General features: G+C 73.6%; 23 protein-coding genes. 8 read left to right on the forward strand and 15 right to left on the reverse strand.

The features are described from left to right. Window positions 1–138 precede the first annotated feature (138 nt). The gene (locus ACZ67M_RS32965; protein WP_469853859.1) at window positions 139–648 is read left to right on the forward strand and encodes a DUF6314 family protein; all 510 of its coding nucleotides are present in this window, start codon (window positions 139–141) and stop codon (window positions 646–648) included. On the opposite strand, the gene ACZ67M_RS32970 is transcribed toward ACZ67M_RS32965, so the two are convergent. Together ACZ67M_RS32970 and ACZ67M_RS32975 are read right to left on the reverse strand one after the other, a co-directional pair. Continuing rightward, complete coding sequence (locus tag ACZ67M_RS32970; protein WP_361360759.1) at window positions 554–1,174, reverse strand: histidine phosphatase family protein; 621 nt, start codon at window positions 1,172–1,174, stop codon at window positions 554–556. The two genes, ACZ67M_RS32965 and ACZ67M_RS32970, sit on opposite strands and share 95 nt — an antisense overlap. A gap of 112 nt (window positions 1,175–1,286) precedes the next feature. Continuing rightward, window positions 1,287–2,726, reverse strand: coding sequence for an aminotransferase-like domain-containing protein (locus ACZ67M_RS32975; RefSeq protein ID WP_469853860.1), 1,440 nt, complete (start codon window positions 2,724–2,726; stop codon window positions 1,287–1,289). Between ACZ67M_RS32975 and ACZ67M_RS32980 the strand changes: the two genes are divergently transcribed. Continuing rightward, on the forward strand, window positions 2,725–3,651 hold the full coding sequence (locus ACZ67M_RS32980; RefSeq protein ID WP_469853861.1) for a DMT family transporter: 927 nt from the start codon (window positions 2,725–2,727) through the stop codon (window positions 3,649–3,651). The genes ACZ67M_RS32975 and ACZ67M_RS32980 overlap by 2 nt on opposite strands. Window positions 3,652–3,681: 30 nt before the next feature. Next, window positions 3,682–3,876 carry a DUF1918 domain-containing protein gene (locus ACZ67M_RS32985; RefSeq protein WP_122617272.1) on the forward strand — a complete coding sequence of 65 codons (195 nt, stop codon included), beginning with the start codon at window positions 3,682–3,684 and terminating at the stop codon, window positions 3,874–3,876. 25 nt (window positions 3,877–3,901) lie between these two features. Here the strand turns inward: ACZ67M_RS32985 and ACZ67M_RS32990 are convergent, their stop codons facing one another. Then, window positions 3,902–5,143: a glycoside hydrolase family 10-like protein gene (locus tag ACZ67M_RS32990; RefSeq protein WP_450733614.1), complete on the reverse strand. Its 1,242-nt coding sequence runs from the start codon at window positions 5,141–5,143 to the stop codon at window positions 3,902–3,904. Window positions 5,144–5,319: 176 nt separating this feature from the next. Here ACZ67M_RS32990 and ACZ67M_RS32995 point away from each other — a divergent pair, with 176 nt between their 5' ends. Beyond that, complete coding sequence (locus ACZ67M_RS32995; RefSeq protein WP_361360751.1) at window positions 5,320–6,192, forward strand: 3-hydroxybutyryl-CoA dehydrogenase; 873 nt, start codon at window positions 5,320–5,322, stop codon at window positions 6,190–6,192. Window positions 6,193–6,374: 182 nt separating this feature from the next. Beyond that, window positions 6,375–6,632 (forward strand): hypothetical protein, encoded by a 258-nt coding sequence (locus tag ACZ67M_RS33000; protein ID WP_114528873.1) that lies wholly within the window; start codon window positions 6,375–6,377, stop codon window positions 6,630–6,632. On the opposite strand, the gene ACZ67M_RS33005 is transcribed toward ACZ67M_RS33000, so the two are convergent. The 9 genes from ACZ67M_RS33005 to infC all read right to left on the reverse strand — a co-directional run bounded on the left by ACZ67M_RS33005 (window position 6,629) and on the right by infC (window position 16,563). Next, window positions 6,629–7,195 (reverse strand): NUDIX hydrolase, encoded by a 567-nt coding sequence (locus tag ACZ67M_RS33005; RefSeq protein WP_467321011.1) that lies wholly within the window; start codon window positions 7,193–7,195, stop codon window positions 6,629–6,631. The two genes, ACZ67M_RS33000 and ACZ67M_RS33005, sit on opposite strands and share 4 nt — an antisense overlap. Window positions 7,196–7,315: 120 nt before the next feature. Beyond that, window positions 7,316–8,656: a transcriptional regulator gene (locus tag ACZ67M_RS33010; protein ID WP_469853862.1), complete on the reverse strand. Its 1,341-nt coding sequence runs from the start codon at window positions 8,654–8,656 to the stop codon at window positions 7,316–7,318. A gap of 454 nt (window positions 8,657–9,110) precedes the next feature. Continuing rightward, window positions 9,111–11,633, reverse strand: a complete 2,523-nt coding sequence (gene pheT / locus ACZ67M_RS33015) for a phenylalanine--tRNA ligase subunit beta (RefSeq protein ID WP_469853863.1) — start codon at window positions 11,631–11,633, stop codon at window positions 9,111–9,113. After that, window positions 11,633–12,754, reverse strand: coding sequence for a phenylalanine--tRNA ligase subunit alpha (gene pheS, locus ACZ67M_RS33020; RefSeq protein ID WP_161327586.1), 1,122 nt, complete (start codon window positions 12,752–12,754; stop codon window positions 11,633–11,635). The genes pheT and pheS overlap by 1 nt, the downstream gene beginning before the upstream one ends. A 149-nt stretch (window positions 12,755–12,903) precedes the next feature. After that, complete coding sequence (locus ACZ67M_RS33025; RefSeq protein ID WP_361360741.1) at window positions 12,904–14,043, reverse strand: sensor histidine kinase; 1,140 nt, start codon at window positions 14,041–14,043, stop codon at window positions 12,904–12,906. Between the two features lie 50 nt (window positions 14,044–14,093). Continuing rightward, window positions 14,094–14,942: a TrmH family RNA methyltransferase gene (locus ACZ67M_RS33030; protein WP_392104051.1), complete on the reverse strand. Its 849-nt coding sequence runs from the start codon at window positions 14,940–14,942 to the stop codon at window positions 14,094–14,096. A gap of 182 nt (window positions 14,943–15,124) precedes the next feature. Further along, window positions 15,125–15,508: a 50S ribosomal protein L20 gene (rplT, locus tag ACZ67M_RS33035; protein ID WP_004002577.1), complete on the reverse strand. Its 384-nt coding sequence runs from the start codon at window positions 15,506–15,508 to the stop codon at window positions 15,125–15,127. Between the two features lie 98 nt (window positions 15,509–15,606). Next, window positions 15,607–15,801, reverse strand: coding sequence for a 50S ribosomal protein L35 (gene rpmI / locus ACZ67M_RS33040; RefSeq protein ID WP_003977225.1), 195 nt, complete (start codon window positions 15,799–15,801; stop codon window positions 15,607–15,609). Between the two features lie 108 nt (window positions 15,802–15,909). Continuing rightward, window positions 15,910–16,563 (reverse strand): translation initiation factor IF-3, encoded by a 654-nt coding sequence (gene infC / locus ACZ67M_RS33045; protein ID WP_125493105.1) that lies wholly within the window; start codon window positions 16,561–16,563, stop codon window positions 15,910–15,912. A gap of 385 nt (window positions 16,564–16,948) precedes the next feature. Between infC and ACZ67M_RS33050 the strand changes: the two genes are divergently transcribed. Then, on the forward strand, window positions 16,949–17,305 hold the full coding sequence (locus tag ACZ67M_RS33050; RefSeq protein ID WP_125493101.1) for a DUF1844 domain-containing protein: 357 nt from the start codon (window positions 16,949–16,951) through the stop codon (window positions 17,303–17,305). Here ACZ67M_RS33050 and ACZ67M_RS33055 read toward each other — a convergent pair. Next, on the reverse strand, window positions 17,296–18,045 hold the full coding sequence (locus ACZ67M_RS33055; RefSeq protein ID WP_469853864.1) for an SseB family protein: 750 nt from the start codon (window positions 18,043–18,045) through the stop codon (window positions 17,296–17,298). The two genes, ACZ67M_RS33050 and ACZ67M_RS33055, sit on opposite strands and share 10 nt — an antisense overlap. Before the next feature lie 77 nt (window positions 18,046–18,122). Between ACZ67M_RS33055 and ACZ67M_RS33060 the strand changes: the two genes are divergently transcribed. Then, window positions 18,123–18,899: a serine hydrolase gene (locus ACZ67M_RS33060; RefSeq protein ID WP_469853865.1), complete on the forward strand. Its 777-nt coding sequence runs from the start codon at window positions 18,123–18,125 to the stop codon at window positions 18,897–18,899. Here ACZ67M_RS33060 and mycP read toward each other — a convergent pair. Together mycP and ACZ67M_RS33070 are read right to left on the reverse strand one after the other, a co-directional pair. Then, window positions 18,884–20,083: a type VII secretion-associated serine protease mycosin gene (mycP, locus tag ACZ67M_RS33065; protein ID WP_469853866.1), complete on the reverse strand. Its 1,200-nt coding sequence runs from the start codon at window positions 20,081–20,083 to the stop codon at window positions 18,884–18,886. The two genes, ACZ67M_RS33060 and mycP, sit on opposite strands and share 16 nt — an antisense overlap. Further along, window positions 20,080–21,087 (reverse strand): hypothetical protein, encoded by a 1,008-nt coding sequence (locus tag ACZ67M_RS33070; protein ID WP_469853867.1) that lies wholly within the window; start codon window positions 21,085–21,087, stop codon window positions 20,080–20,082. Before ACZ67M_RS33070 ends, mycP begins: the two co-directional genes overlap by 4 nt. A gap of 1,224 nt (window positions 21,088–22,311) precedes the next feature. Between ACZ67M_RS33070 and ACZ67M_RS33075 the strand changes: the two genes are divergently transcribed. Next, window positions 22,312–23,514: an amino acid deaminase/aldolase gene (locus ACZ67M_RS33075; RefSeq protein WP_392014160.1), complete on the forward strand. Its 1,203-nt coding sequence runs from the start codon at window positions 22,312–22,314 to the stop codon at window positions 23,512–23,514. The last annotated feature ends 26 nt before the right edge of the window (window positions 23,515–23,540 follow it).

The raw sequence follows: 23,540 nt of genomic DNA on the forward strand, positions 1-23,540 counted from the left end.
GGATACTCCGCGGCTCTCACTAGATGTTCGAGATATCGGACGTTGGTCAGCACTTCGAACGGCAAGATAGGGAGGTGACCGAAGAGCGTCAATGGGTCACACAGCAACCAGCGGGCCGGGGCCGGAAAGCGAGTGAAAATGGGCGAGTTGTGGCCGGTGCCGGACGTGCTGGCGTATCTCGCGGGCCGGTGGCGCACCGAGCGGACGGTGCGGGACCTGGCGAGCGGCGCGGAGGGCCGCTTCGAGGGGTTCACCGCGTTCGACGCGCTGGCGGAGGGCGGGCTGCTGAGCCGGGAGTCCGGCGCCTTCACCTGGCAGGGCGTGACCCGGCCCGCGGAGCGGACGCTGCGCTACGCGCCGGGAAGCGCTCCGGGGACCGCCGACGTGCGCTTCGCGGACGGCCGCCCCTTCCACGGCCTCGACCTGGCCTCGGGACGCCATCTGGCCGACCATCCGTGCGCCGCCGACCTCTACCGCGGCGAGTTCACCGTCCAGGGCCCGGGCCGCTGGCGGACGGTGTGGCGGGTGGGCGGCCCGGCCAAGGACCTGCTGCTCACAACGGATTATCTTCGTGAAACGCCGGATGCGCGGCCCACTGCGGAGGCGTCCCCTCGAAGCGCAGACTCCAGCGGCCCGCCCGGCCCGTGAGCGTGGTCGTCGAGAGGGGCCGCACGTCCAGGTTCCAGTACGTCGCAGGTGGCGCCCGCAGCGCGTAGACCAGCGCGGCCCGGATCACGGAGGGCTCGGCGACGGCGACGATGCGGTCGCCGTCGCCGCCCGGGCGGGTGTCGAGCCAGCCGCCGACCCGGCTGATGAAGACCAGCAGCGACTCCCCGCCGTGCGGGGCCGACCACGGGTCGGCGAGCCAGGCGTCCACCGCCGCGGGCTCGCGGGCCATGGCCTCGGCGAGCGTCAGTCCTCGCCAGCGGCCCATGTCGCATTCCCGCAGGGCGAGTTGGACCAGCGGCGCGCAGCCGAGGGCGTCTCCGGTGGCGCGGCTGCGGGGCGTGGGCGAGCAGTAGCGCAGCTCGGCGGCGGCCAGCGGCAGCAGACTGCCCGCGGCACGGAGCACCTCGTCCCATCCGGCCTGGTCCAGCGGCCGGTCGTCGTCGAAGCGCTCGGCGAGCAGCGGTGAGCTGCGTGCGGAGGCGACGAACGTGACCCGAAGCGCCATGCCGTGATGGTGGAGGGCAGAGGTGACCAGGTCAAGGGGTGTTACTCGGAGCTACCCAGGATTCACGCCATTCACCGCCCGAAGGTGAGCGCCGTCCACCCGCCGGGCCGCGTCAGCCGCCCCACGTCTTGGTGCAGGCGGTGCGCAGCCGTCGTACGCCCTCGGCGATCTCGCCGGCGCCCGCCACCGCCGCGAAGCTCAGCCGGAGGTGGGGTGCGGGGGGTTCGGCGCTGAAGTAGGGGCGGCCCGGGGTGATCGCCACGCCCGCGCGCAGGGCGGCCGCGGTGAGCGCGACTTCGTCGGTGCCGTCGGGCAGGCGCAGCCACAGGTGGTATCCGCCGGACGGGATGTGCGGCAGCGACACCTCGGGCAGGCTCAGCCGCAGCGCGGATGTCATCGCGTCCCGCCGGTCCTTCAACTCGGCGGCGATCGCGCGCAGGTGGCGCGGCCAGGCGGGTGATCCCACCAGTTCCAGCGCCGCCTCCTGGAGCGGCCGGGGCACGAAGAAGGTGTCGACGACCTGGATGGCACGCAGCCGCTCCAGGACCGGCCCGCGCGCGGCCAGGGCGCTGACCCGGAAGCTGGGCGAGGTCGCCTTGGTCAGCGAGCAGACGTGGACCACGACGCCGTCCGGGTCGTCGGCGGCGAGCGGCGCGGGCAGCGGTCCGGCGTCCTCGTGCACCAGCCGCCGTACGAAGTCGTCCTCCACCACGAAGGCGCCGGCCGCCCGCGCGATGCGCAGCACCTCACCGCGCCGCTCCGGGGCGAGCACGGCACCGGTCGGGTTCTGGAAGAGGGGCTGGCAGACCAGGACACGGGCGCCGGTGGCCCGGAAGGCGTCGGCGAGCAGGGACGGGCGGACACCGTCGGCGTCCACGGGGACCGGCACCGGGCGCAGTCCGGCCGCCCGGGCGATGGCCAGCATGCCGGGGTACGTCGGCGACTCGACCAGCACCGGGGTGCCGGGCGGGGTGAGGGCGCGCAGGGCGGTGGTCAGCGCGGACTGCCCGCCCGCCGTGATCAGCACCTCCGCGGCCGTGATGGCTCCGCCGATCCCGCGCGCGAACCACTCCCGCAGCTCGGGCAGCCCTTCCATCGGCGGCCGCCCCCACGCACCGGGCCGCCGCCCGGCCCGCGCCAGGGCCGCGGCCATCGCGCGCTCGGGCTGGAGCGACGGGTGCAGGTAGCCGCCGTTGAACTCCACGACGCCGGGCGGCGGGGCGGCCAGCGAGACCAGCACTCCCGAGGCGTCCACCGTGCGCGGTACGAGGTCGGCGGCGCCGTCGGCGCTGAGCGCGACCTCCTGCCAGGAGGTGTCCCCGGTGGGTGCGGCCGTGGGGCGCGGCCGGGCGCGGAAGACGCCGGCGCCGGGCCGGGTGACCACCAGTCCCTCGGCCGCCAGTTGCGCCAGGGCCCGGGAGACGGTCACCGGGCTCACCCGGAAGCGGTCGACGAGGGCTCGGCTCGACGGGAGCTTTCCGCCGGGTGAGTAGCGGTCCAGCTCTCCTCGCAACTCACTCACCAGGTCAGCAACGCTGCTACGCTCTTGCATGAGAGCACAGAGTAGCGCTACCGCACCGTCAGGGATAGCAGTGGGCGGTCCGACCGCGAGCACCGGCGGCCGGTCCTCCGGCACACTCCTGGCCGCGCTCGGCGTCGTCGCCTTCTCCCTCACCTTCCCGGCCACCGCCTGGGGCCTGGAGGGCTTCGGCCCCTGGTCCCTCATCGCGGTGCGCAGCATCCTGGCCGCGGTGATCGCCGGGGGCTGCCTGCTCGTCCTGCGCGTGGCGTTCCCCGAGCGGCGGCACTGGACCGGTCTCGCGGTGGTCGGCGCCGGGGTGGTCCTGGGCTTTCCGCTCCTGACCACGCTCGCCCTCCAGACGTCGACGACCGCGCACGCCGCCGTCGTGGTCGGCCTCCTCCCGCTGACGACCGCGCTGTTCTCGGCCCTGCGCATCGGCACCCGGCCCTCGCGCACCTTCTGGCTCGCCGCCCTGGCGGGTGCGGCGGCCGTGATCGCCTTCACGGTGCAGCAGAGCGGCGGGGCGCTGACCTCGGCCGACGCCTATCTCTTCGCGGCGCTGCTGGTGTGCGCGGCCGGGTACACGGAGGGCGGCCGACTGGCCCGGGTGATGCCGGGCTGGCACGTGATCGGCTGGGCGCTGGTGCTGTGTCTGCCGCTGACGGTGCCGATGGCCGCGATCGCCCTGTCGTTCGAGCCGGTGCACCTGACGGCGCACAGCGTGGCCGGTCTGCTGTGGGTGGCGGCGGGCTCGCAGTTCCTCGGCCTGGTCGTCTGGTACCGGGGCATGGCGGCCATCGGGATCCCGAAGGCCAGCCAGTTGCAGCTGGCCCAGCCGCTGCTCACACTGGTGTGGTCGGTACTTCTCCTGGGCGAGCACCTGACGGTGGCCGCTCCGCTGACGGCCGCGGCGGTACTGGTGTGCATCGCGGTCACCCAGCGGGCCCGGGGCTGAGAGCGGCACACAGGCGAGGAGGCCCCACGCATGCACGCAATGAAGGGCGACCAGCTGGTGCAGCACGGCCGGGTGGTCGGTGAACACGACAAGGTCGGCGAGATCGTCGAGGTTCTGGGCGAGAAGGGCTCTCCCCCGTACCGGGTCCGGTTCGAGGACGGGCACGAGGGTGTGTGCTCGCCCGGTCCGGACACCGAGATCCGGCACCGGGAGATCCAGCTCTAGCCCGCACCGGTCCCGGGCAGCCGGCTCAGCGCGGGGCGGCGGCCGGCAGCGTGTAGTGGTCCGCCGCCAGCCGTGCCATCGCGCCGCCCCGGTCCTCCGCCACGTCCTTGGCGGAGAAGAAGACGTGTCCGCGCACCTGCGGGTGGCGGGCGGCCAGCGTGAGGTGCCGGGACATCTCGGCGGGGTCCTGCCAGGCGGCGGACTGTGCCGGGTCCCCGGCCTTGTACAGCGCCTCGCCCACGTACAGCTGCGTCCGGCTGCCCTTGGCCACCTCGGCCCACCAGGGGAGCAGCTTCGCGTAGTCCGCGCCGTTCTGGCCGATGCTCCAGTACAGCTGCGGCACGACGTAGTCGAGCCAGCCCTCGCGCACCCATTTACGGGTGTCCGCGTACAGGTCGTCGTACGTCTGGACGCCCGCCCGGGTGTCCGAGCCGCGCTCGTCGGTGGCCGCGTTGCGCCACACCCCGAAGGGGCTCACGCCGAAGCGGGCGGACGGGCGGGCCTTCCTGACACGTGCCGCGGTCTCGCGCACCAGCCGGTCGATGTTGTCCCGCCGCCAGTCGGCCCGGCTGCCGAAGCCGGAGCCGAAGGTGCTGAAGGCCACGCCGTCGTCGAAGCTCTCGCCGGTGACCGGATAGGGGTAGAAGTAGTCGTCGAAGTGGACGCCGTCCACGGCGTACTTCTCCACCGCGTCGAGCATCGCGTCCTGGACGAAGGCCCGGACCTCGGGCAGCCCGGGGTTGTAGTAGAGCTTCCCGCCGTACGCCACCACCCACTCGGGGTGCTTGCGCGCGGGGTGGGCGGGGACCAGGTGGCTCGGGTCGTCGTGCAGGGAGACCCGGTACGGGTTGAACCAGGCGTGCAGTTCCAGGCCGCGGGCGTGCGCCTCCTCGACCGCCGTGCCCAGCGGGTCCCAGCCCGGGTCGCGTCCCTGGCTGCCGGACAGGTACTGCGACCACGGCTCGTACGGCGAGGGCCACAGCGCGTCGGCCGTCGGCCGCACCTGGAGGAACACCGTGTTCAGCCGGTGCCGGACCGCGTTGTCCAGGTGCTCGACCAGTTCCGCGCGCTGCTCCGCCGCGCCCAGCCCGGCGCGGGTGGGCCAGTCGCGGCCGGCCACCGTGGCGAGCCACATGCCCCGCATCCCGGCGGCGGCGCGGCGCACCGGCGGTTCCGACGCGGAGACCGGCGCCGCCGACGCCGCGGGCGCCATGGTGAACGCCGACAACGCCGCCACCGCGAAGGCACGACGCGAGACACCGCCCATGGGAAGACCTCCTGAACGCTGTGGATCCGCACGCTCACGGATCGTGTACGGGGCCTCAGCATGCCCGACCCGGGAGACGGATCCGTGACCATTCGGGGGTAACGTGCTCGATCGGAGCAGGCGCCGGGGACCCCGGTGCGCCTGCTACCAGCCTTGAAGTCAGCGAAAGGGACGATGTGACCGGCATCTCGGGAGATATCGCACGCGTCGGCGTGGTGGGCTGCGGCCAGATGGGGGCGGGCATCGCCGAGGTGTGCGCCCGCTCCGGTCTGGAGGTGATGGTCGCCGAGACCACGGGCGAGGCTCTGGAGATCGGCCGCACCCGGCTGTACAACTCGCTGGCCAAGGCCGCCGAGCGCGGCAAGACGACCGAGGAGGAGCGGGACGCCACGCAGGCGCGGCTCAGCTTCACCACCGATCTCGGCGAGTTCGCCGACCGCGACCTGGTGATCGAGGCGGTTGTCGAGAACGAGCAGGTCAAGACCGAGATCTTCCAGGTGCTCGACCAGGTCGTGACCCGGCCGGACGCGATCCTGGCCTCCAACACCTCCTCGATCCCGTTGGTGAAGCTGGCGGTCGCCACCTCGCGGCCCGATCACGTCATCGGCATCCACTTCTTCAACCCGGCCCCGGTGCAGCAGCTGGTCGAGCTGATCCCGGCGCTCACCACCTCCGAGGGCACGCTGAGCCGGGCGCAGCTGTTCACCGAGAAGGTGCTCGGCAAGCACGCCATCCGCGCCCAGGACCGCTCCGGTTTCGTGGTGAACGCGCTGCTGATCCCGTACCTGCTCTCCGCGATCCGGATGTTCGAGTCGGGCATCGCGAGCCGCGAGGACATCGACAACGGCATGGAGATGGGCTGCGCCCACCCGATGGGCCCGCTGAAGCTGGCGGACCTGATCGGCCTGGACACGGTCGCCTCGGTGGCCTACTCGATGTACGAGGAGTACAAGGAGCCGCTGTACGCCGCTCCCCCGCTGCTCCAGCGCATGGTCGACGCGGGCCGCCTCGGCCGCAAGAGCGGCTCGGGCTTCTACTCCTACGGCTGATTACGCGCAGCTACGCGCACGGGCCCGGCACCTCAGGTGGTGCCGGGCCCGCGGCTTTCACACGGCGTGTGCGCCCCGGGCCCGCATATGCCGTCCGCACACTCTCCCCAGGCGCCCACCAGGCGAGTTGACTCGACATGCACATGCAAGGGACGTGAGACGAATACGGAAAGGAGCGGTCCGTGACCGCCGATCCCGAGCACCCCGTCGTCCAGGGAGAACTCGCAGAGTTACGACGCCGGCTCGATGTGGCCTACGCCCGAGTCGAGGGCGGGCACGCCCTGCTCTCCCACCGCACCGAGGAGACCGCCAAGGAGCTGGCGGACCTCAGTACCCGGCTGACCGCGCTGGAGCACGCCCGCTGGCCCCTCCCCTCGGTGGCCGTCGTCACGGCCCTGGGCGCGCTGATCGTGGCGGTATGGCAGGCCCTCGGACGCTAGCCGGCCCGGCGGCCGAGGCCGGGCGGGGCGTCCTGGCCGAGCCTGAGGTGGTGCAGCAGGAGCAACGCGGCCGCCATGTTGGAGGCCGGGACCTCCCCGCGGGCGACCAGGTCGGGAACGAGCTTGAGCGGAATCCACTCCCGGCGGTCCGACTCGAAGTCGTCCACGGGGTGCCCGACGTACGTGCCCTGGTCGGCCCAGTAGACGTGGTGCCGGGCGTCGGTGAGCCCGTTGGACGGCTCCACGCTCATCAGGTGCCGCAGCGGTCCCGGCCGCCAGCCGGTCTCCTCCTCCAGTTCCCTGGCCGCCGCCACCGCGACGTCCTCGCCGTCCTCGACGACGCCGGCCGGCAGTTCCCAGCCCCAGCTGTCGGTGATGAAGCGGTGCCGCCAGAGCAGGAGGACCTCGTTCGCCTCGTTCACGACCGTGGCCACGGCCACCGGACGCATCCGTATGAGGAAGTGGTCGAGGTGCCGACCGTCCGGTAGTTCGACATCGGCGAGATTGACGCTGAACCAGCGATTTGCGTACACATTTTGTTCGCTCTGTTTCGTCCACTGCACGGTTCTGCCACCTTTCTTGGAGTAGGTGGCAATATCGCAGCAGCAGCGTCCCGGCAGCAGGCGCACGGCGGCCGCTCAAGGCGCAGTGGTGGGCGCAGTGGGCCCCGAGGGGCGGACGGATCACAGCGGTACGCGCAGCGCCCCGTCGATGAGTTCGGCGGCCTCGGTCGTGCCCGCGCAGCCACTGCGCACCAGGTGTTCGCGGACCGCGCGGAGTCGGTCGCGCAGGCGCTGGGACTCCATGCCCCGGGCCTGTTCGGCCATCTGCACGGCGGTGGCCACCGCCTTGTCGGCGTTGCCCTGGCGCAGCTCGATGGTGCTGAGCATGGCCAGCCGGTGCACCCGGCCGCGGTCGTGCGCCGGGTTGTCGACCGCCGCCGCGGCGTGCTCCCCGGCGGCCGCCAGTTCCCCGAGGCTCAACAGGGCCTCGGCGACCTGGACGTTGACCAGTCCGGGCTGGACATAGCCGGTCTCGTCGGGTTCGTATCCGCGCCGGATGCGTTCGGCGGCCTGCTCGGCCCGGCGGATGCAGGACAGCGCGCCACTGCCGTCGCCGAGGTGCGCGTACGCCTTCGCCTGCATCGCGTAGAGGTCGGAGGCGAGCGCCGGGGTGATGTGGCGGCCCGCGGCGCGCAGCGCGGCCTCGGCGAAGGCGACGGCCTGCCGGTACTCCCGCATGAACAGCGCCTGGTTGACCAGCAGTGCGATGACGTAGGCGCCGAGACCCTGGTCGCCGCTGGCCTTGGCGAGCCGCAGGGCCTGGTGGAAGTAGCGCTGCGCGAGGCCGTGCGCGTCGGAGTCGTACGCGCAGATCCCGGCGACCGCCACCAGGCCGCCGGTGGCCCGGTGCAGTTGGCGTCCGGTGGCGTCGGTGTAGCCGCCGCGCAGCAGCGGCGCGGCCTCGGAGTTGAGGAAGCCGACGATGCGGGCGCGGGTCGCCATGCCGCCGGCCTTGCGGTACATCTGCTCGTAGTGGGCCCGCGCGCAGCGCAGCATCTCCAGATCGGCGGCGGTCACCCGGTGCCGCCCGCCGCGGGAGACGTCGACGTCCTCGGGCGGGTTCTCCCACTCCCAGACCGGCATCACGGCGGGCGTGCCGGTGAGCGCGGGCGCACCGAGGATGTGCGGGCGCCGCTGCTGGTCGGAGCGCCACAGGGCGGTGGCGCGCTCCACGAACCCGGAGAGCGAGCCGGTGTGCGGGGCGGCCGGTTCGCCGGACACACCGAGGCCGATGTCGTCGAGGGTGACGGGGCGGTGCAGGCGGGAGGCGAGGACCTCGCAGATCAGGTCGGGCACCTGGCCGCGCGGGCGCTGGCCCTTCAACCACCGTGCGACGGCGGTGTGTTCGTACCTCAGCGCCAGCCCGCGCGCGCGTCCCGCCTGGTTGACGTGCGCGGCCAGTCCCGCGTGCGAGATCCCGGCCTCGTCCAGGATCGCGTCGAGCAGGGTGTTGGGCTGCATGGGTGCCCCCCGGTGCCGCGGTGACTCGGTGCCGACAGCGTAGTGTGCCGGGCTTCACACGGGGTGTGAACGGAGTACGCGCATCCGCAGCGTGCGCGCACTGTCGCGGAGAGTTCCGGGCCGGTTGACTGAGGGGCCTCGAAAGAGGCCGGCCGGGCCGCCGGCTCCCCCTCGTACAGTGCGGCGGCCCGTTTCCACGCCGTCCGCCCGGCTGCCTGCCCGACACTCCGCGGCGGGGCGGACGGCTCCGCCGGCATCGCGGGGCGACTCGACGCCGTTCGGTGTGCGGGTGCGTTGTCGAGTGCGGGTGCGCTGTGGCTGGTCGCGCAGTTCCCCGCGCCCCTTCAGGGACGTCACCCGAACGCAGCCAAGGGGCGCGGGGAACTGCGCGAGCGGCCACGACGTACCCGCGGCCGCCAACCGGCAGAAGCCCCCCGCCCCTTGGGCGCACCGCCTAACTGCGCAGCACCGCTCCGACCCGCTCGCCCGCGAGGGCAACCGCCGCGTCCCGCGCGGCCGACGCCTCGTCGACGGTGAGCGTCCGGTCCCCCGCGCGGAAGCGCAACGCGTACGCGAGGGACTTGCGCCCCTCACCCAGCTGCTCCGCGTTGTCGTAGACGTCGAACAGCCGGATGGACTCCAGCAGTTCACCCGCCCCGTCCCGCAGCGCCGCCTCGACGTCCGCCGCGGGCACGTACGCGTCGACCACCAGGGCGACGTCCTGCGTCGCCACGGGGAACGTGGAGATGCCCGGCGCCTGCGGGGTGTCGTTCCCGGCCCGCGCCACGACGTCGAGGTCCAGCTCCATCGCGCAGGTCCGCGCGGGCAGGCCGAGCGCCTTGAGCACCCGGGGGTGCAGCTCACCCGCGTGTCCGACGACCCGCTCCGTACCGTCGACCGTGACGATCAGCTCGGCGCAGCGCCCGGGGTGCCACGGCCCGTACTGTCCCTTGCGGAGGATCAGCTCGGCGCCGGCCTCCCGGGCCACCAGGCGTCCCGCCTCGACGGCGTCGGCCCAGTCGGCCGGACGGCCCTTGCCCCACCAGCCGGCCTGTTCCCGCGCGCCGGTCAGGACGGCGGCGACGTGCCGCGGCTGGTCGGGCAGCGCGGCGTTCAGCGCGGCGATGTCGTCGTCGCCGGGCCGCCGGTCGACGGGCAGGTCGGCGGCGACCCGCCGCTCGTCGCGGGGGTGGAAGACCAGGCCGGTCTCGAAGAGCGCCAGGTCGTGCGAGCCCCGGCCGTCGTTGCGGCGCAGGGCGCCGAGCAGGCCCGGCAGCAGCGTGGTCCGCAGCGCGGGCTCCTCGTCGCTGAGCGGGTTGACCAGCTTGACGACGCGGCGGGCCGGGTCGTCGGAGTCCAGCCCGAGCTGGTCGAAGACCTGCTCGCTGACGAACGGGTAGTTGAGCGCCTCGACGTAGCCCGCGCCGGCCAGCGCACGGCCGACCCGGCGGTGCAGCCGCTGCCGGGAGGTCAGGCCGCGGCCCGCGGAGGGCCTGGGCAGGGTGGAGGGCAGGTTCTCGTAGCCCTCCAGCCGGATGACCTCTTCGGCCAGGTCGTTCGGGTCGGTCAGGTCGGGCCGCCAGGACGGGACGGTGACGATCAGCTCGTCCTGCCCGTACACGTCGCAGCCGACCTCCTGGAGGCGGCGTACGACGGTCTCGCGGCCGTAGGTGACACCGGCGACCTGGTCAGGGTGGTCGGCGGGGACGCTGATGGTGTGCGGTGCGGAGGGGGCGCTGATCTCCGTGACGCCGGCCTCCGCGGTGCCGCCCGCGAGCAGCACCAGCAGGTCGACGGTGCGCTGCGCGGCAGCGGCGGCGGCCTGCGGGTCCACGCCGCGCTCGAAGCGGCGGGAGGCCTCGGAGGACAGCTTGTGCCGGCGTGCGGTGCGCGCGATGGACACCTGGTCGAAGTGGGCGGCCTCGATGACCACGTCACTCGTCGCGTTGCCGCCGTTCTCCGCGGCGTCGTGGTCGGCGATCTCGGTGTTGGCGCCGCCCATGACGCCGGCGAGACCGATCGGGCCCCGGTCGTCGGTGATGACGAGGTCCTCGGCGTGCAGCTTCCGCTCGACGCCGTCGAGGGTGACGATCTTCTCGCCCTCCTCGGCCCGGCGCACGCCGATGGTGCCCTGGACGAGGCCCCGGTCGTAGGCGTGCAGCGGCTGGCCCAGCTCCATCATCACGTAGTTGGTGACGTCGACGGCCAGCGAGATCGGGCGCATGCCGACCTTCTGGAGGCGCCGCTGGAGCCAGATCGGGGAGCGCGCCTCGGCGCTGAGGCCGGTCACCGTGCGGGCGGTGAAGCGGTCGCAGCCGGTGGGGTCGGCGATCTTGACGGGGTAGCCGTAGGCGTTGGGGCCGGGCACGTCGATGAGGGCCGGGTCGCGCAGCGGCAGGCCGTAGGCGATGGCGGCCTCGCGGGCCACGCCGCGGATGGACAGGCAGTCGCCGCGGTTGGCGGTGACGGCGATGTCCAGCACCTCGTCGACCAGCTCGAGCAGCTCGATCGCGTCCTTGCCGACCTCGGTCTCCGGCGGCAGCACGATGATGCCGTGGCTGCCGTCGTCGCCCATGCCCAGCTCGTCGCCGGAGCAGATCATGCCGTGGGACGTCTTGCCGTAGGTCTTGCGGGCGGAAATCGAGAAGCCGCCGGGCAGGGTGGCGCCGGGGAGGACGACGACGACCTTGTCGCCGACGGCGAAGTTCCGGGCGCCGCAGACGATCTCCTGCGGCTCACCGGTGCCGTTGGCCTGCCCGACGTCGACGGTGCAGAAGCGGATCGGCTTCTTGAAGCCCTCCAGCTCCTCGATGGTCAGCACCTGGCCGACCACGAGGGGGCCCTTGAGGTCGGCGCCCAGGTGCTCGACGGTCTCGACCTCCAGACCGGCCGAAATCAGCTTGGCCTGCACGTCGCGGCCGGTCTCGGTGGCCGGCAGGTCGACGTACTCCCGCAGCCAGGAAAGCGGGACCCGCATCAGATCTCCATCCCGAACGGCCGGGTGAACCGGACGTCACCCTCGACCATGTCTCGCATGTCCTCGACGTTGTGGCGGAACATCAGCATCCGCTCGATACCGAACCCGAAGGCGAAGCCGCTGTACTTCTCCGGGTCGATGCCGCAGGCGGTGAGCACCCGCGGGTTGACCATGCCGCAGCCGCCCAGCTCGATCCAGCCCTCGCTGGAGCAAGTGCGGCAGGGCCGGTCGGGGTTGCCGACGGACGCGCCCTTGCAGACGTAGCAGAGCATGTCCATCTCGGCGGACGGCTCGGTGAAGGGGAAGAAGTTCGGCCGCAGCCGGGTCTTCATCTCCGCGCCGAACAGCGACTGGACCATGTGGTCCAGGGTGCCCTTGAGGTCCGCCATGGTCAGGCCCTCGTCGACGGCGAGCAGCTCGACCTGGTGGAAGACCGGGGTGTGCGTGGCGTCCAGCTCGTCGGTGCGGTACACCCGGCCGGGGCAGATCACGTAGACCGGCAGCTCGCGGTCGAGCGCGGAGCGGATCTGCACGGGCGAGGTGTGGGTGCGCAGCACGACGCCGGACTCGGTGCCGCCGTCCGGGCCCTCGACGAAGAAGGTGTCGGCCTCGCCGCGGGCCGGGTGGTCCGGGCCGATGTTGAGGGCGTCGAAGTTGAACCACTCGGCCTCGGCCTCGGGGCCCTCGGCGACCTCGTAGCCCATGGCCACGAAGACGTCCTCGATGCGCTCGGAGAGCGTGGTGAGCGGGTGGCGGGCGCCGGCCGGCACACGGTCGTGGGGCAGCGTGACGTCCACGGCCTCCTCGACCAGCACGCGCGCGTCGCGCTCGGCCTCCAGCTCCGCCTGGCGGGCGGCCAGCGCCTTGTTGACCGCGCCGCGGGCCATGCCGACGCGCTTGCCCGCGTCGGCCTTGGCCTGCGGGGGCAGGGCGCCGATCTCGCGGTTGGCGAGCGCCAGCGGGGAGGCCCCGCCGGTGTGGGCGACCTTGGCCTCCTGGAGCGCGTCGAGGGAGCTCGCGGCGGCGAAGGCGGCGAGCGCCTCGTCCCGCATGCGCTCGATCTCTTCCGGTTTCAACGCCTCGACCTCGACAGGGTCGTACGACTTATTCGGTGCCGACATCTCTTCCCGTGCTTCCGATTGGCTGGCTGGAACGCCCCGTCTACGGTCCGGAGACGGGGCTGGGACGCTTCGTCTGCGGAACTGGACGCAAAGGTGCCAAAGACCGAGTCTAACGGGGCGGTGGAACGCGAATGCGCCCGTGGGGCCGCTCAGGCCAGGTAGGCCGGTGCCGCCACGGGCAACGTAAATCGGAACTCGGCGCCGCCGCCGGGGGCGCGGCCGACCGTGATGGTGCCGCCGTGGGCTTCGACGATGCCCTTGACGATGTACAGCCCGAGGCCGGTGCCACCGCGCTTGCTGCCCCGCCAGAAGCGGGTGAAGACGCGGTTCATGGACTCCTCCGGGATGCCGGCCCCTTCGTCGCTCACCGTGACCGACGTGCCGGTGTCCTCCCCTTCGCGGGGGGACGCCGTGGGCGTGATGTCAATGGTGACGGTTCCCTCGCCGTGCCGCACGGCATTTTCCAGCAGGTTGCTCAGCACCTGGTCGACCTTGTCGGGGTCGGCCCACAGGTCGGGCAGCGGCCGGCCTAGGCGGAGCAGGAAGCGGTCGGCCTCCTGGCCGGAGGCGACGTACGCCTGGATGTGCCGGCCGACGGCAGCGCCGATGTCGACGGGCTGGCGGCGGACCTCCAGCCGGCCCGAGTCGATCCGCGAGATGTCCAGCAGCTCGGCGATGAGCCGGGTGACCCGGTCGGCGTCGGCGTCGACGGTCTCCAGCATCAGCCGCTTCTGGTCGTCGGTGAACCTCTCCCACTTGGCCAGCAGCGTCGCCGTGAAGCCCTTGACGGAGGTGAGGGGCGAGCGCAGTTCGTGGGCGACGGTGGCGATCAGCTCGGCGTGGCTGCGTTCGGTGCGACGCCGGGCCTCGGTGTCACGCAGGGTGACGACGACGCGGTGGACGGGGCCGAGCGGCTCGACGCGGACGTAGCGGGCGGAGGCGAGGACTTCCCGGCCGCCGGGGAGCAGGAGGTTGCGCTCGGGCTGGCCGACACGGATGGCGAGGCCGCCGTAGGGGTCGGTGAGCTGCCACCAGCGGCGGCCCTCCAGGTCCTCCAGGGGCAGTGCCTTCTCCAGCGGCCGGCCGAGGGCTTCGGCGGCCGGGACGGCGGTGATGCGGGCGGCGGCGGCGTTGAAGCAGACCACGCGGCCGTGCTCGTCGGCGACGACCAGGCCGTCGGGCAGCTCGTCCGGGTCCAGGCCGAGCCCGGCGAGACCACCGGGGGTGCGGGGCGCGGGCGGACGCGGCGCTCCCCGGGCTCCCGGCGCGCTGCTCGTGCCGACACTCATCCCCGTATCCCACCTCTCAGCCGCGCGGGGGCCCTGGGCAGGTCACCCTACTAGGCGTTGGTGACGGAGCGGCACCCTCCGGCGGCGCGCTGTGCACGCGCCGACGCGTAGAGACATACGGCGGCGGCGGTCGCCAGGTTCAGGCTCTCGGCCTTTCCGTGGATCGGGACGCGCAGGACGGCGTCGGCGAGGCCGCGGGTCTCCTCGGGGAGCCCCCACGCCTCGTTGCCGAACACCCAGGCGGTGGGGCCGCCCATGGTGCCCGCGTCCAGCTCGGCGTCGAGGTCCTGCTCCCCCGCACCGTCGGCGGCGACCACCCGGACCCCGGCGTCCCGCAGCCCGGCCACGGCCCGCTCGACGGGGACGCCGACGGCGACCGGCAGGTGGAACAGGGAACCGACGGAGGCGCGTACGGCCTTGGGGTTGTACAGGTCGACGGAGGCGTCGGTGAGGACGACGGCCTCGGCGCCGGCGGCGTCGGCGCAGCGCAGCACCGTGCCCGCGTTGCCGGGGTCGCGGACGTGTGCGAGGACGGCGACGAGCCTGGGACGGGCGGCGAGGATCTCGTCGAAGGGGGTGTCGATGAACCGGCAGACCCCGACCAGGCCCTGCGGGGTGACGGTGGTGGAGATGTCCTCGATCACCTGCTCGGCGGCGAGGTGCACGCGCACACCGGCCTCACGGGCCACCCCGATGATGTCGGCGTACCGCTCGGCGGCCTCGACGGTGGCGAACAGCTCGACCAGCGTGTCCTCGTACCCGGCGGCCTCCCGCACGGCCTGCGGCCCCTCGGCCAGGAACAGCCGCTCCTTGCCCCGGAAGTTCCGCTTCCCCAGCCGCCGCGCGGCCAGGACACGGGGAGAACGGGGGGAGATCAGCTCGGGGCTGGCGGGTCGCATGCTCTTCCTAACGTTCACAGATATCTCGACGCGGGCTGCACGCGCCCCTCCAGGGGCGCGGGGAACTGCGCGACCAGCCACGACGCACCCGCGGCAGACAACGAACCGGACAACGGCAATCGAAGGGACCCGCAGGCTGGAGCCTGCGGGTCCCTTCAACTACGGCTCGAGCCGGCGCAGCGTCACGCCGCCTTGGGCGCGTTCACGTCGCTCGGCAGCGCCTTCTGCGCGACCTCGACCAGCGCCGCGAAGGCACCGGCGTCGTTGACGGCCAGCTCGGCGAGGATCTTGCGGTCGACCTCGACGTTGGCGGCCTTCAGGCCCTGGATGAAGCGGTTGTACGTGATGCCGTTGGCGCGGGCAGCGGCGTTGATGCGCTGGATCCACAGCTGGCGGAAGTCACCCTTGCGCTTCTTGCGGTCGTTGTAGTTGTAGACCAGCGAGTGGGTGACCTGCTCCTTGGCCTTGCGGTACAGGCGCGAACGCTGACCGCGGTAGCCGGAGGCCTGCTCGAGGATCGCCCGGCGCTTCTTGTGGGCGTTGACTGCCCGCTTGACGCGTGCCACTTGTTAACTCCTTGTAGCGGGGCCGCGGTGAGAACTCACGCGACCCGGTATCGATGGGGTCCCGGTCGTGCCGTACGGCGCTCAGTGGCGCCCGTACGTCACTTGCCGAGAAGCTTCTTGATCTTCGCGGCGTCGCCCGGGGCCATCTCGGCGTTGCCGGTCAGGCGGCGCGTCACGCGGGACGACTTGTGCTCGAGCAGGTGGCGCTTGCCGGCGCGCTCACGGAGCACCTTGCCGGAGCCGGTGATCTTGAAGCGCTTGCTGGCACCGCTGTGCGACTTGTTCTTCGGCATAGCGCCGTTCTCTCCTCGTCGGTGGCACTCCGGTGCCCGGTCGTGAAACCGGGCACGGTGGAGCGTCGCTTGTATCGGTTGGTCCTGGGGACTCGCGTCCCCCCGGGGTCACGCCTCGGCGGGTTCCTGGGCCGGAGCCTCGGCGCCCTCGGCGTCGGCCTCCGCGGCGTTCTGCGACTTACCGGGGTTGGCCTTCGCGTCCGCCTTGCGCGCTTCCTGCGCCTGACGGGCCTCGGCCATCGCCTCGGTCTTCTTCTTGTGCGGACCGAGAACCATGATCATGTTTCGGCCGTCCTGCTTCGGATTCGACTCCACGAAGCCGAGGTCCTGGACGTCCTCCGCGAGACGCTGCAGCAGTCGGTAGCCCAGCTCGGGGCGGGACTGCTCGCGGCCGCGGAACATGATCGTGATCTTGACCTTGTCGCCCTGCTTGAGGAACCGGACGACGTGACCCTTCTTGGTGTCATAGTCGTGCGGGTCGATCTTCGGCCGGAGCTTCATCTCCTTGATGACCGTGTGCGCCTGGTTCTTGCGCGCCTCACGGGCCTTCATGGCCGACTCGTACTTGAACTTCCCGTAGTCCATGAGCTTGCAGACAGGCGGACGGGCGTTCGCCGCGACCTCGACGAGGTCGAGGTCGTACTCCTGCGCAAGCTCCAGGGCCTTGGCAAGCGGGACAATCCCGACCTGCTCGCCGCTGGGACCGACAAGTCGCACCTCGGGAACGCGAATCCGGTCGTTGATGCGGGGCTCGGCGCTGATGGATCCTCCTCGGTAGCACCACGCGACGGTCTGGCAAACAGCCGCGTAACGTCTGTGTTCGATAGACCTAACCGCGCCGGCGCACAAAAAATGCCCCGGACGATCACAGGCGGGGCTCCTCGAACTACTACCGGAGCACCGCCGCGATGACCGCGGGGCGCGATTTCGGGCCGGTCACCGCCGCTGGGACGGGACCGCCTGACCGGTGACCCGCCGTCCCGGAGGACGGCCAGGTGGGAGATCGGAGCCTCCACTTGTGGGCCGGATCCGCTGCCGTGGGCGTGCGTGTCCGACCGGTCGTTACACAAGGTTAGCAGCTCGGCAGGGGAAGGGCTAACCGAGACCGAGTGGGGCCGGATCGCCCGCTGCGCCTATCGTGTGCGGCATGAGTGACACCCCGCCTGAGACGCCCGACTTCGACGCCATGACCCGCGACATCGCGGAGGTCCCCGCGGTCGAGGTGATCGTGACGGTCGCCGTCAACCTGATGAGCGCCGCCGCCGTGAAGCTGGGGCTGACCGAGGAGGGCGAGGCGCACAAGGACCTGGACGAGGCGCGCAAGCTGGTGCACGCGCTGGCCGGTCTGCTGGACGCGACGGCGACCGAGATCAGCTCCTTCCACGCGGCGCCGCTGCGGGACGGCCTGAAGTCGCTCCAGCTGGCCTTCCGCGAGGCCTCGCTCGTCCCGGACGAGCCGGGTCAGGGTCCGGGCGAGAAGTACACGGGCCCCGTCTACCGCTGACCCCGCTCCTCCCGCACATACAAGGGCTCGCCCGGCGGCGTCGCCCCGGCCGGCAGCAGTGCCAGGTCGAGGCCGCGCACCAGGCGGGCCCTCAGCGTCTCGTCGGCGGCCAGCCGCTCGGCGACGGCACGGGCGGCCTTCGCCGGGTCGTCCTCCCCCGGATCCAGCACCAGCGCCAGCGTGCCGTCGGCCCGGCCCCGCCCGAGGTGCGCCCGGAGCACGGCCGGCTCCGCGGCCAGGACGGCCCGTACGGCGTCGGCGACGGCCGGATCGGCGAGCGGGTCGGTCGTCGTACGTCCCTCGGCCAGCGCCAGCAGCACCGCTCCGCTCAGCTCGAACGGCACCGGCCCGGCCAGGTCCAGTACGACCGTGTCGGCCTTCTCGTGCGCGGCGGCCTGCAACGCCTGGTGCACGGGTACGGCGACGGGGCGGGCCGCGGGGTCCCAGCGGGCGAGCGACGCGGTGGACGTGAAGGCGGGCAGCGCGGTCCGGCCGCCGGCCTTCAGCGTGGGCACCGCCATGTCACTGGTCTTCTCCCGGCGCAGCCCGTTCTCGTCCTCCTCCACCTCACCGAGCACGGCCACGACGGGCACCAGCAGCCGCGCACCCTTGAGCGCCTCCAGCACCGGCGCCAGGGCGGTCCGGTCCTCGGCCCAGGCGGCGAGCGCGGCACCGAGCCGGGGATCGGCGGAGCCGTCGTCGTCGGAGTAGCCGGAGTCGGGAATGTTCTTGTTCGCCACGGTCCCCGACCCTAGTTCAGGGTGTAGGCAGCTCATTGCGGACCCCCGGTGGGGCGGGAAGGCGTCGGTGAGAAGCGATGGAGACGGTCGTGGAGCGGGATGCGGCGTTGGCCGGTGTCATGGGGGCGGTGGGTGTGGGGGACGGTGTCGAGGTTGCGGTGGCGGGGTTTGATCCGGAGGCCGGGGTGGGGGCGGCCTACGGGGCGGGAGGCTTTGAGACGGCGAGCGTCGTCAAGGTCGGCATTCTGGCGGCGCTGCTGCTGCGGGCGCGGGACGCGGGGCGCGCGCTGACCGTCGCGGAGCGGGCGCATGCCGCCGCGATGGTCGAGAGGAGTGACAACGACTCGGCGTCGGCGCTGTGGCGGGCGATCGGCGGGGCGCGGGGGCTGGACGCGGCGAACGAGCGGTTCGGGCTGACGGCGACCGCGGGCGGCGAGGGGACGTTGTGGGGGCTGACGCGGACGACGGCCGTTGATCAGGTCGCGCTGCTGCGGCAGTTGTTCGTCGCGGACGGTTCCGAGCTGAGCGCGGACGCACGGGCGTACGTGACCGGGTTGATGGGGCGGATCGCGGACGGTCAGCGGTGGGGGGTGTCGGCGGCGGCCGACGGTTCCGCGTGGGCACTGAAGAACGGCTGGCTGCGGCGGAGCACCACCGGGTTGTGGGTGGTCAACAGCGTCGGGCGGGTCACCTCGGGCGGCCACGACCGGCTGGTCGCGGTGGTGTCGCGGGGCAGCACGACCCTGGCGGAGGGGATCGCGCTGGTCGAGGCGGCGGCCCGGGCGGTGGTGTCCGTGCTCGCCGGGGAGGACGGCGGGGGTGGCCGGGCGGAGCGGGATCAGAAGTCGTCGTAGCGTTCGCGGCGGCCGCGCCACAGGACGACGGCGGCGACCACGAGGACGCCGCCCGCGCCGCCGGCCAGCGGGGCCGCCCAGGCGGAGGTGGAGTCGTCGGAGTCGGCGGTGTCGGGGCCGGAGCCGAAGTACTTGTCGCCGTAGGCCGCCGAGTTCAGGCCCTCCGGCTTCAGCCGCCCGGCCGCCTCGATCGCGGCGGCGGGGTCGACGAAGCCGAAGCCGCGGGAGTCGTCGCGGCCCTCGGCGGGAGCGTTGCGGGCGGTGTCCTCCAGCAGAGCCTTGACCTGGGCCGGGGAGAGGTCCGGGTGGGCCGCCTTCACCAGCGCGGCGGCACCGGAGACGAAGGCCGAGGCGGCGCTGGTGCCCCAGCCCTCGTAGTACCGGTGGTCGGGGTCGGCGATGATCACGTCGACTCCGGGCGCGCTGACCGTGGCGTACCAGCGGCGGGTGGAGAAGGAGGCCCGGGTGCCGTAGCGGTCGACGGCGGTGGCGGCGATGACGCCCGGATAGGCGGCCGGGTAGGAGACGTGGTCGCCCTTCTCGCCGCCGTTGCCGGCCGAGGCGACGACGATCACGCCCTTCTTCAGTGCGTACTGGATGGCCTCGTCCTCGGCGGGTTCGGGGTGCGCGGAGGCGGAGTCGTCGCCGAGGGACAGGTTGATGATGTCGGCGCCGTTGTCCGCGGCCCAGCGGATGCCCTCGGCGAGGGCGTTGCCGCGGGTCTTGCGGGCCTTGGCACGGGACGGGTCGCCGTCCTCCAGGATCACGCGCAGGGGCATGATCCTCGCCTCCGGGGCGATGCCCATGACGCCGTCCGCGTTGCCGGCGCCGTGGCCGTGCCCGGCGATGATCCCGGCCATGGCGGTGCCGTGGCGGGCCCATGCGCGGTCGCCCTCGCTCGCGCCGAAGCCGACCAGGTCCTTGCCGGTGAGGACGTTGCCGGCCAGGTCGGGGTGGTCGGCCTCCACACCCGTGTCCAGGACGGCGACGGTGACGCCCGCGCCCTTGGTGGTGCGCCAGGCGTCCTGGGTGTGCATGGCGTCCAGGGCCCACTGCTGGGCGCGGATGCCGTCGGCGTGCGCGGCGGGGGCGGGCACGAGCACGAGGGCGCCCGCCAGCAGGAGGCTCAGGGCGGTGCCTGCCCGGCGGGTCCGGCGGGTGTTCGCCCGGGGGGGTGCGTTCACGAGGGGTGCTCCGTGGCCTGGCCCACGTTCTTGCGCAGGGCGCGTTCGACGCGGTCGGCGAGGCCCTTCGCCTCGTGGCCGAGGCCGGCCTGGGCGGGGGCGGACGTGGCGCCGGACTCCATGGCCTCCTCGGCGGGCTGGGGGTCGTCGACGGTGCGGGCGTCGGCCCAGCCGGAGACGGCGTAGACGACGACGGGGGCGTCGGTGAGGACGGAGACGGTCCAGGCGGCCCGCTGCGGGGCGCCGAACCCGGCGGCGACGGTGTCCTTCGCGGCGTAGGGCAGCGGCATCAGGTCGTCGCGGCCGGCCAGGCCCTCCTTCTCGAACCGCTTCGCCAGTGAGGTCATGGCGGCGGCGTCGGCCTTGGTGAACAGCATGCCGACGGTGGTGACGTGGCTCCGGGTGGCGTCGGTGTACGTGGCGCGCAGCAGGCGCCGGCAGCCGACGGGGTCCAGCACCTTGGCGAGCAGCCGGTCGAAGGCGGCGGCGCAGTCGCCGTCCGGGGCGACCGCGACCCGGGTCCAGGTGCGGTCGGCGCCGCCGGGACCGGCGCCCTGGCCCCGCACGGTGGGCGGGAACAGCTGGTCGACCGGCACGCTGTGCCACAGGTCCCCGGCCTCGGTGAACGCGCTGCGCGCGCCACCGTCCCCGGAGTCCCCGGCGAGCCAGCTGCCGGTGACCGCTCCGGTGAGGAGGCCCACGCCGAGTACGAGGCAGACGGCGGCGGCGAGGGCCTGCGGCCGCAGCCGGCCACCGAGCGGGCGGGGCCGGGCGAGCCCGTCGTACCCCTCGGGCCGCCCGAACGACACCCGGGGCCGCCCGTCGCCGGGCACCACCGGGGCGCTCCAGGAGAACGCGGGGTCGGGACCGGAGTCGCGGTCCGCCACCGGCTCGGCGGGCACGGGCCGCAGCCGCCGGGTCGTCTCGGAGGGGGTCTCCGCGGGGGCACCGGTCCGCTGGGCCGACGACCGGGACGCGCCGGTTCCCCGGAGGGCCTCGCCCACACCGGGGCCGTGCGCCGTGGGTCCGACCGGGCCGCGAGGCGGGTCCTGGGGCGCGGGAACGTCTCGCGGGGGCGTGCCCGGCACGGCGCCCGGGGGGCGTGCGGCGGGCACGTCCGGGCGCGCGGTGGGCGTCGCTGAGCGCGTGCCCGGGGTCTCCGGGCGCGAGACGCCGGGCGCCGGGGCATCGCCGCCGACGGTGGGCGGGGCATCGGGAAAGCGGGCGGAAGCGTGTGGTGCGGCGTCGCGCCCGACGGACGGGGGAGCATCCGGGAACCGGGCAGAAGCACGCGGCGGGGGTACGTCCTGGCGCTGTCCGCCGCGTGAGCGGTCGTCGAGGCGGAGGCGCGGGTACGGGAGCCGGGTCTCCGGAGGCGCCTCCGGGGCCGCCGATGGCTCTCGGCCCGGGGTCTCGCCGCTCCCCGGGAGGACGACTCCGGAGCCGGTGTCCCGGAACGGGGCGTGCGGGCGCTGCCCGGGGGCGGAGTCCGACGGGTCCGACGAACGCCGACCGGTTCCCACCGCGTCCGTGTCGTGCGGCGCCGGCGCCTGGGCCGGGTGGGGCGGCGTGGCGGGGCGCGGTGGGTTCCGCGGGTGGGTCGCGGCGCCCGTGATATCGGCGGTGCCGGAACCCGACGCGGTGACCGACGAGGCCCCGGCACCACCCGCGACCCCTCCGGAAGCCGGGGGCGACGCGGGGCGCGGTGGCGCGGCGGGACGGGAAGGAACGCCGGGGGTCCGGGAGGCGTCGGCCGGAGCGGGCTCCGTCGCGGGGCGCGGTGGGAACTGCGGCCGGGCCGGGGCGGCGGTGCCCGAGCCGGACGCGGTGGCCGACGGAGTCCAGGGGTGCCGTGCGGAGTCCTGGTCGTCAGGGCCCGGCGGTGGCGAGTCCGGTGGGGCGGTAGGGCGGGGCGGATGGGAGGCGCGGCGCGCTTCCGTGCTCATGCACCCCCCGTTTCTCGGGCCCGGGCCGTTTTCCGACGCGGGCCGGTGATGTCTCCTGCCCCGGCCCGGCGCGGACCGATCCGTCCCGGGCACGCATACCCGCACGCGAGGACCGCCATCCCGGCGCGGGCCCGGGGGCCCGGCCGCCCGGGGTCGTTCCGCCGTGCGTGCGCGTCACTCTACGGCGTGACTCCGCCCGGCGGGGAACCAGTCCGCACGCCCGTGGCATTGGCCCGGAACGTCCCCCTACCCTGCGGTAATCCTGTCTGGCAGGCTGCGGGCATGACTGCGCGCGCCGCCGACCGGGCCCGTTACGACCGGGCCACCGCCCATCTGGACGCCCCCGTGGCCATCGTGGACCTGGAGGCGTTCGACGCCAACGCGGACGATTTGCTCCGCCGGGCCGGCGGCAAGCCGGTCCGGGTGGCCAGCAAGTCCGTACGCTGCCGTGCCCTGCTGGAACGCGCCCTGGCCAGGGACGGTTTCGCCGGCCTCATGTCGTACACACTGGCCGAGTCCCTGTGGCTGGCCCGCTCCGGTTTCGAGGACGTGCTGCTCGCCTACCCGTCGGCGGACCGCACCGGATACGCCGAGCTGACCGCCGATCCGAAGCTCGCCTCCGCGGTGACCGTGATGGTCGACGACCCGGCGCAGCTGGACCTCATCGACGCGGCCCGCGACGGCGGTCGCGAAGTCGTGCGGGTCTGCCTGGAGTTGGACACCTCGCTGCGGCTGCTCGGCGGCCGGGTGCGGGTCGGTGCCCGCCGTTCCCCGCTGCACTCCCCCGCCGAGATGGCCGACCTGGCCCGGGCGGTGGCCCGCCGCGAGGGGTTCGAGGTCGTCGGTGTCATGGCGTACGAGGGCCATGTCGCCGGGGTCGGGGACGCGGTGGCCGGACGGCCGCTGCGGTCGCGTGCGGTGCGGCTGATGCAGGCCGCCGCCCGCCGGGAACTCGCCGAGCGCCGTGCCGCGGTGGTGCGGGCCGTGCGGGCGGTGGTGCCGGGCCTGGAGTTCGTCAACGGCGGCGGCACGGGCAGCGTGCAGCACACGGCGGCCGAGGACGCGGTCACGGAGATCGCCGCCGGGTCCGGCCTGTACGTGCCGCGCCTGTTCGACAACTACACGTCGTTCACCGGACGTCCGGCGGCGCTGTTCGCGCAGCCCGTCGTACGGCGTCCCGGCGTCGGGGTCGTGACCGTGCTGGGCGGCGGCTATCCGGCCTCCGGCGCGGCCGGCCCCGACCGGCTGCCGGTGCCGTACCTGCCCGAGGGGCTGCGCTACGACCCCCAGGAGGGCCCCGGCGAGGTGCAGACGCCGCTGCTCGGTTCGCCCGCCGACGACCTGCTGATCGGCGACAAGGTGTGGTTCCGGCACGCCAAGGCCGGTGAGCTGTGCGAGCGGTTCGACACGCTGCACCTGGTGGAGGGGGACGCGGTGACGGCGACGGTCCCGACGTACCGGGGCGAGGGGCACACCTTCCTCTAGGCCCCGACCGGTCCCCGACGCGCCAT

It is taken from the genome of Streptomyces sp. NPDC107500 (assembly GCF_055582785.1).

Excerpts from the sequence above, each read along its gene's own strand:
- ACZ67M_RS32965 (WP_469853859.1), top strand. The coding sequence starts at position 139 with ATGGGCGAGTTGTGGCCGGTGCCGGACGTGCTGGCGTATCTCGCGGGC.
- ACZ67M_RS32970 (WP_361360759.1), bottom strand. The coding sequence starts at position 1,174 with ATGGCGCTTCGGGTCACGTTCGTCGCCTCCGCACGCAGCTCACCGCTG.
- ACZ67M_RS32980 (WP_469853861.1), top strand. The coding sequence starts at position 2,725 with ATGAGAGCACAGAGTAGCGCTACCGCACCGTCAGGGATAGCAGTGGGC.
- ACZ67M_RS32975 (WP_469853860.1), bottom strand. The coding sequence starts at position 2,726 with ATGCAAGAGCGTAGCAGCGTTGCTGACCTGGTGAGTGAGTTGCGAGGA.
- ACZ67M_RS32985 (WP_122617272.1), top strand. The coding sequence starts at position 3,682 with ATGCACGCAATGAAGGGCGACCAGCTGGTGCAGCACGGCCGGGTGGTC.
- ACZ67M_RS32990 (WP_450733614.1), bottom strand. The coding sequence starts at position 5,143 with ATGGGCGGTGTCTCGCGTCGTGCCTTCGCGGTGGCGGCGTTGTCGGCG.
- ACZ67M_RS33010 (WP_469853862.1), bottom strand. The coding sequence starts at position 8,656 with ATGCAGCCCAACACCCTGCTCGACGCGATCCTGGACGAGGCCGGGATC.
- pheT (WP_469853863.1), bottom strand. The coding sequence starts at position 11,633 with ATGCGGGTCCCGCTTTCCTGGCTGCGGGAGTACGTCGACCTGCCGGCC.
- pheS (WP_161327586.1), bottom strand. The coding sequence starts at position 12,754 with ATGTCGGCACCGAATAAGTCGTACGACCCTGTCGAGGTCGAGGCGTTG.
- ACZ67M_RS33025 (WP_361360741.1), bottom strand. The coding sequence starts at position 14,043 with ATGAGTGTCGGCACGAGCAGCGCGCCGGGAGCCCGGGGAGCGCCGCGT.
- ACZ67M_RS33030 (WP_392104051.1), bottom strand. The coding sequence starts at position 14,942 with ATGCGACCCGCCAGCCCCGAGCTGATCTCCCCCCGTTCTCCCCGTGTC.
- rpmI (WP_003977225.1), bottom strand. The coding sequence starts at position 15,801 with ATGCCGAAGAACAAGTCGCACAGCGGTGCCAGCAAGCGCTTCAAGATC.
- ACZ67M_RS33050 (WP_125493101.1), top strand. The coding sequence starts at position 16,949 with ATGAGTGACACCCCGCCTGAGACGCCCGACTTCGACGCCATGACCCGC.
- ACZ67M_RS33060 (WP_469853865.1), top strand. The coding sequence starts at position 18,123 with ATGGAGACGGTCGTGGAGCGGGATGCGGCGTTGGCCGGTGTCATGGGG.
- ACZ67M_RS33075 (WP_392014160.1), top strand. The coding sequence starts at position 22,312 with ATGACTGCGCGCGCCGCCGACCGGGCCCGTTACGACCGGGCCACCGCC.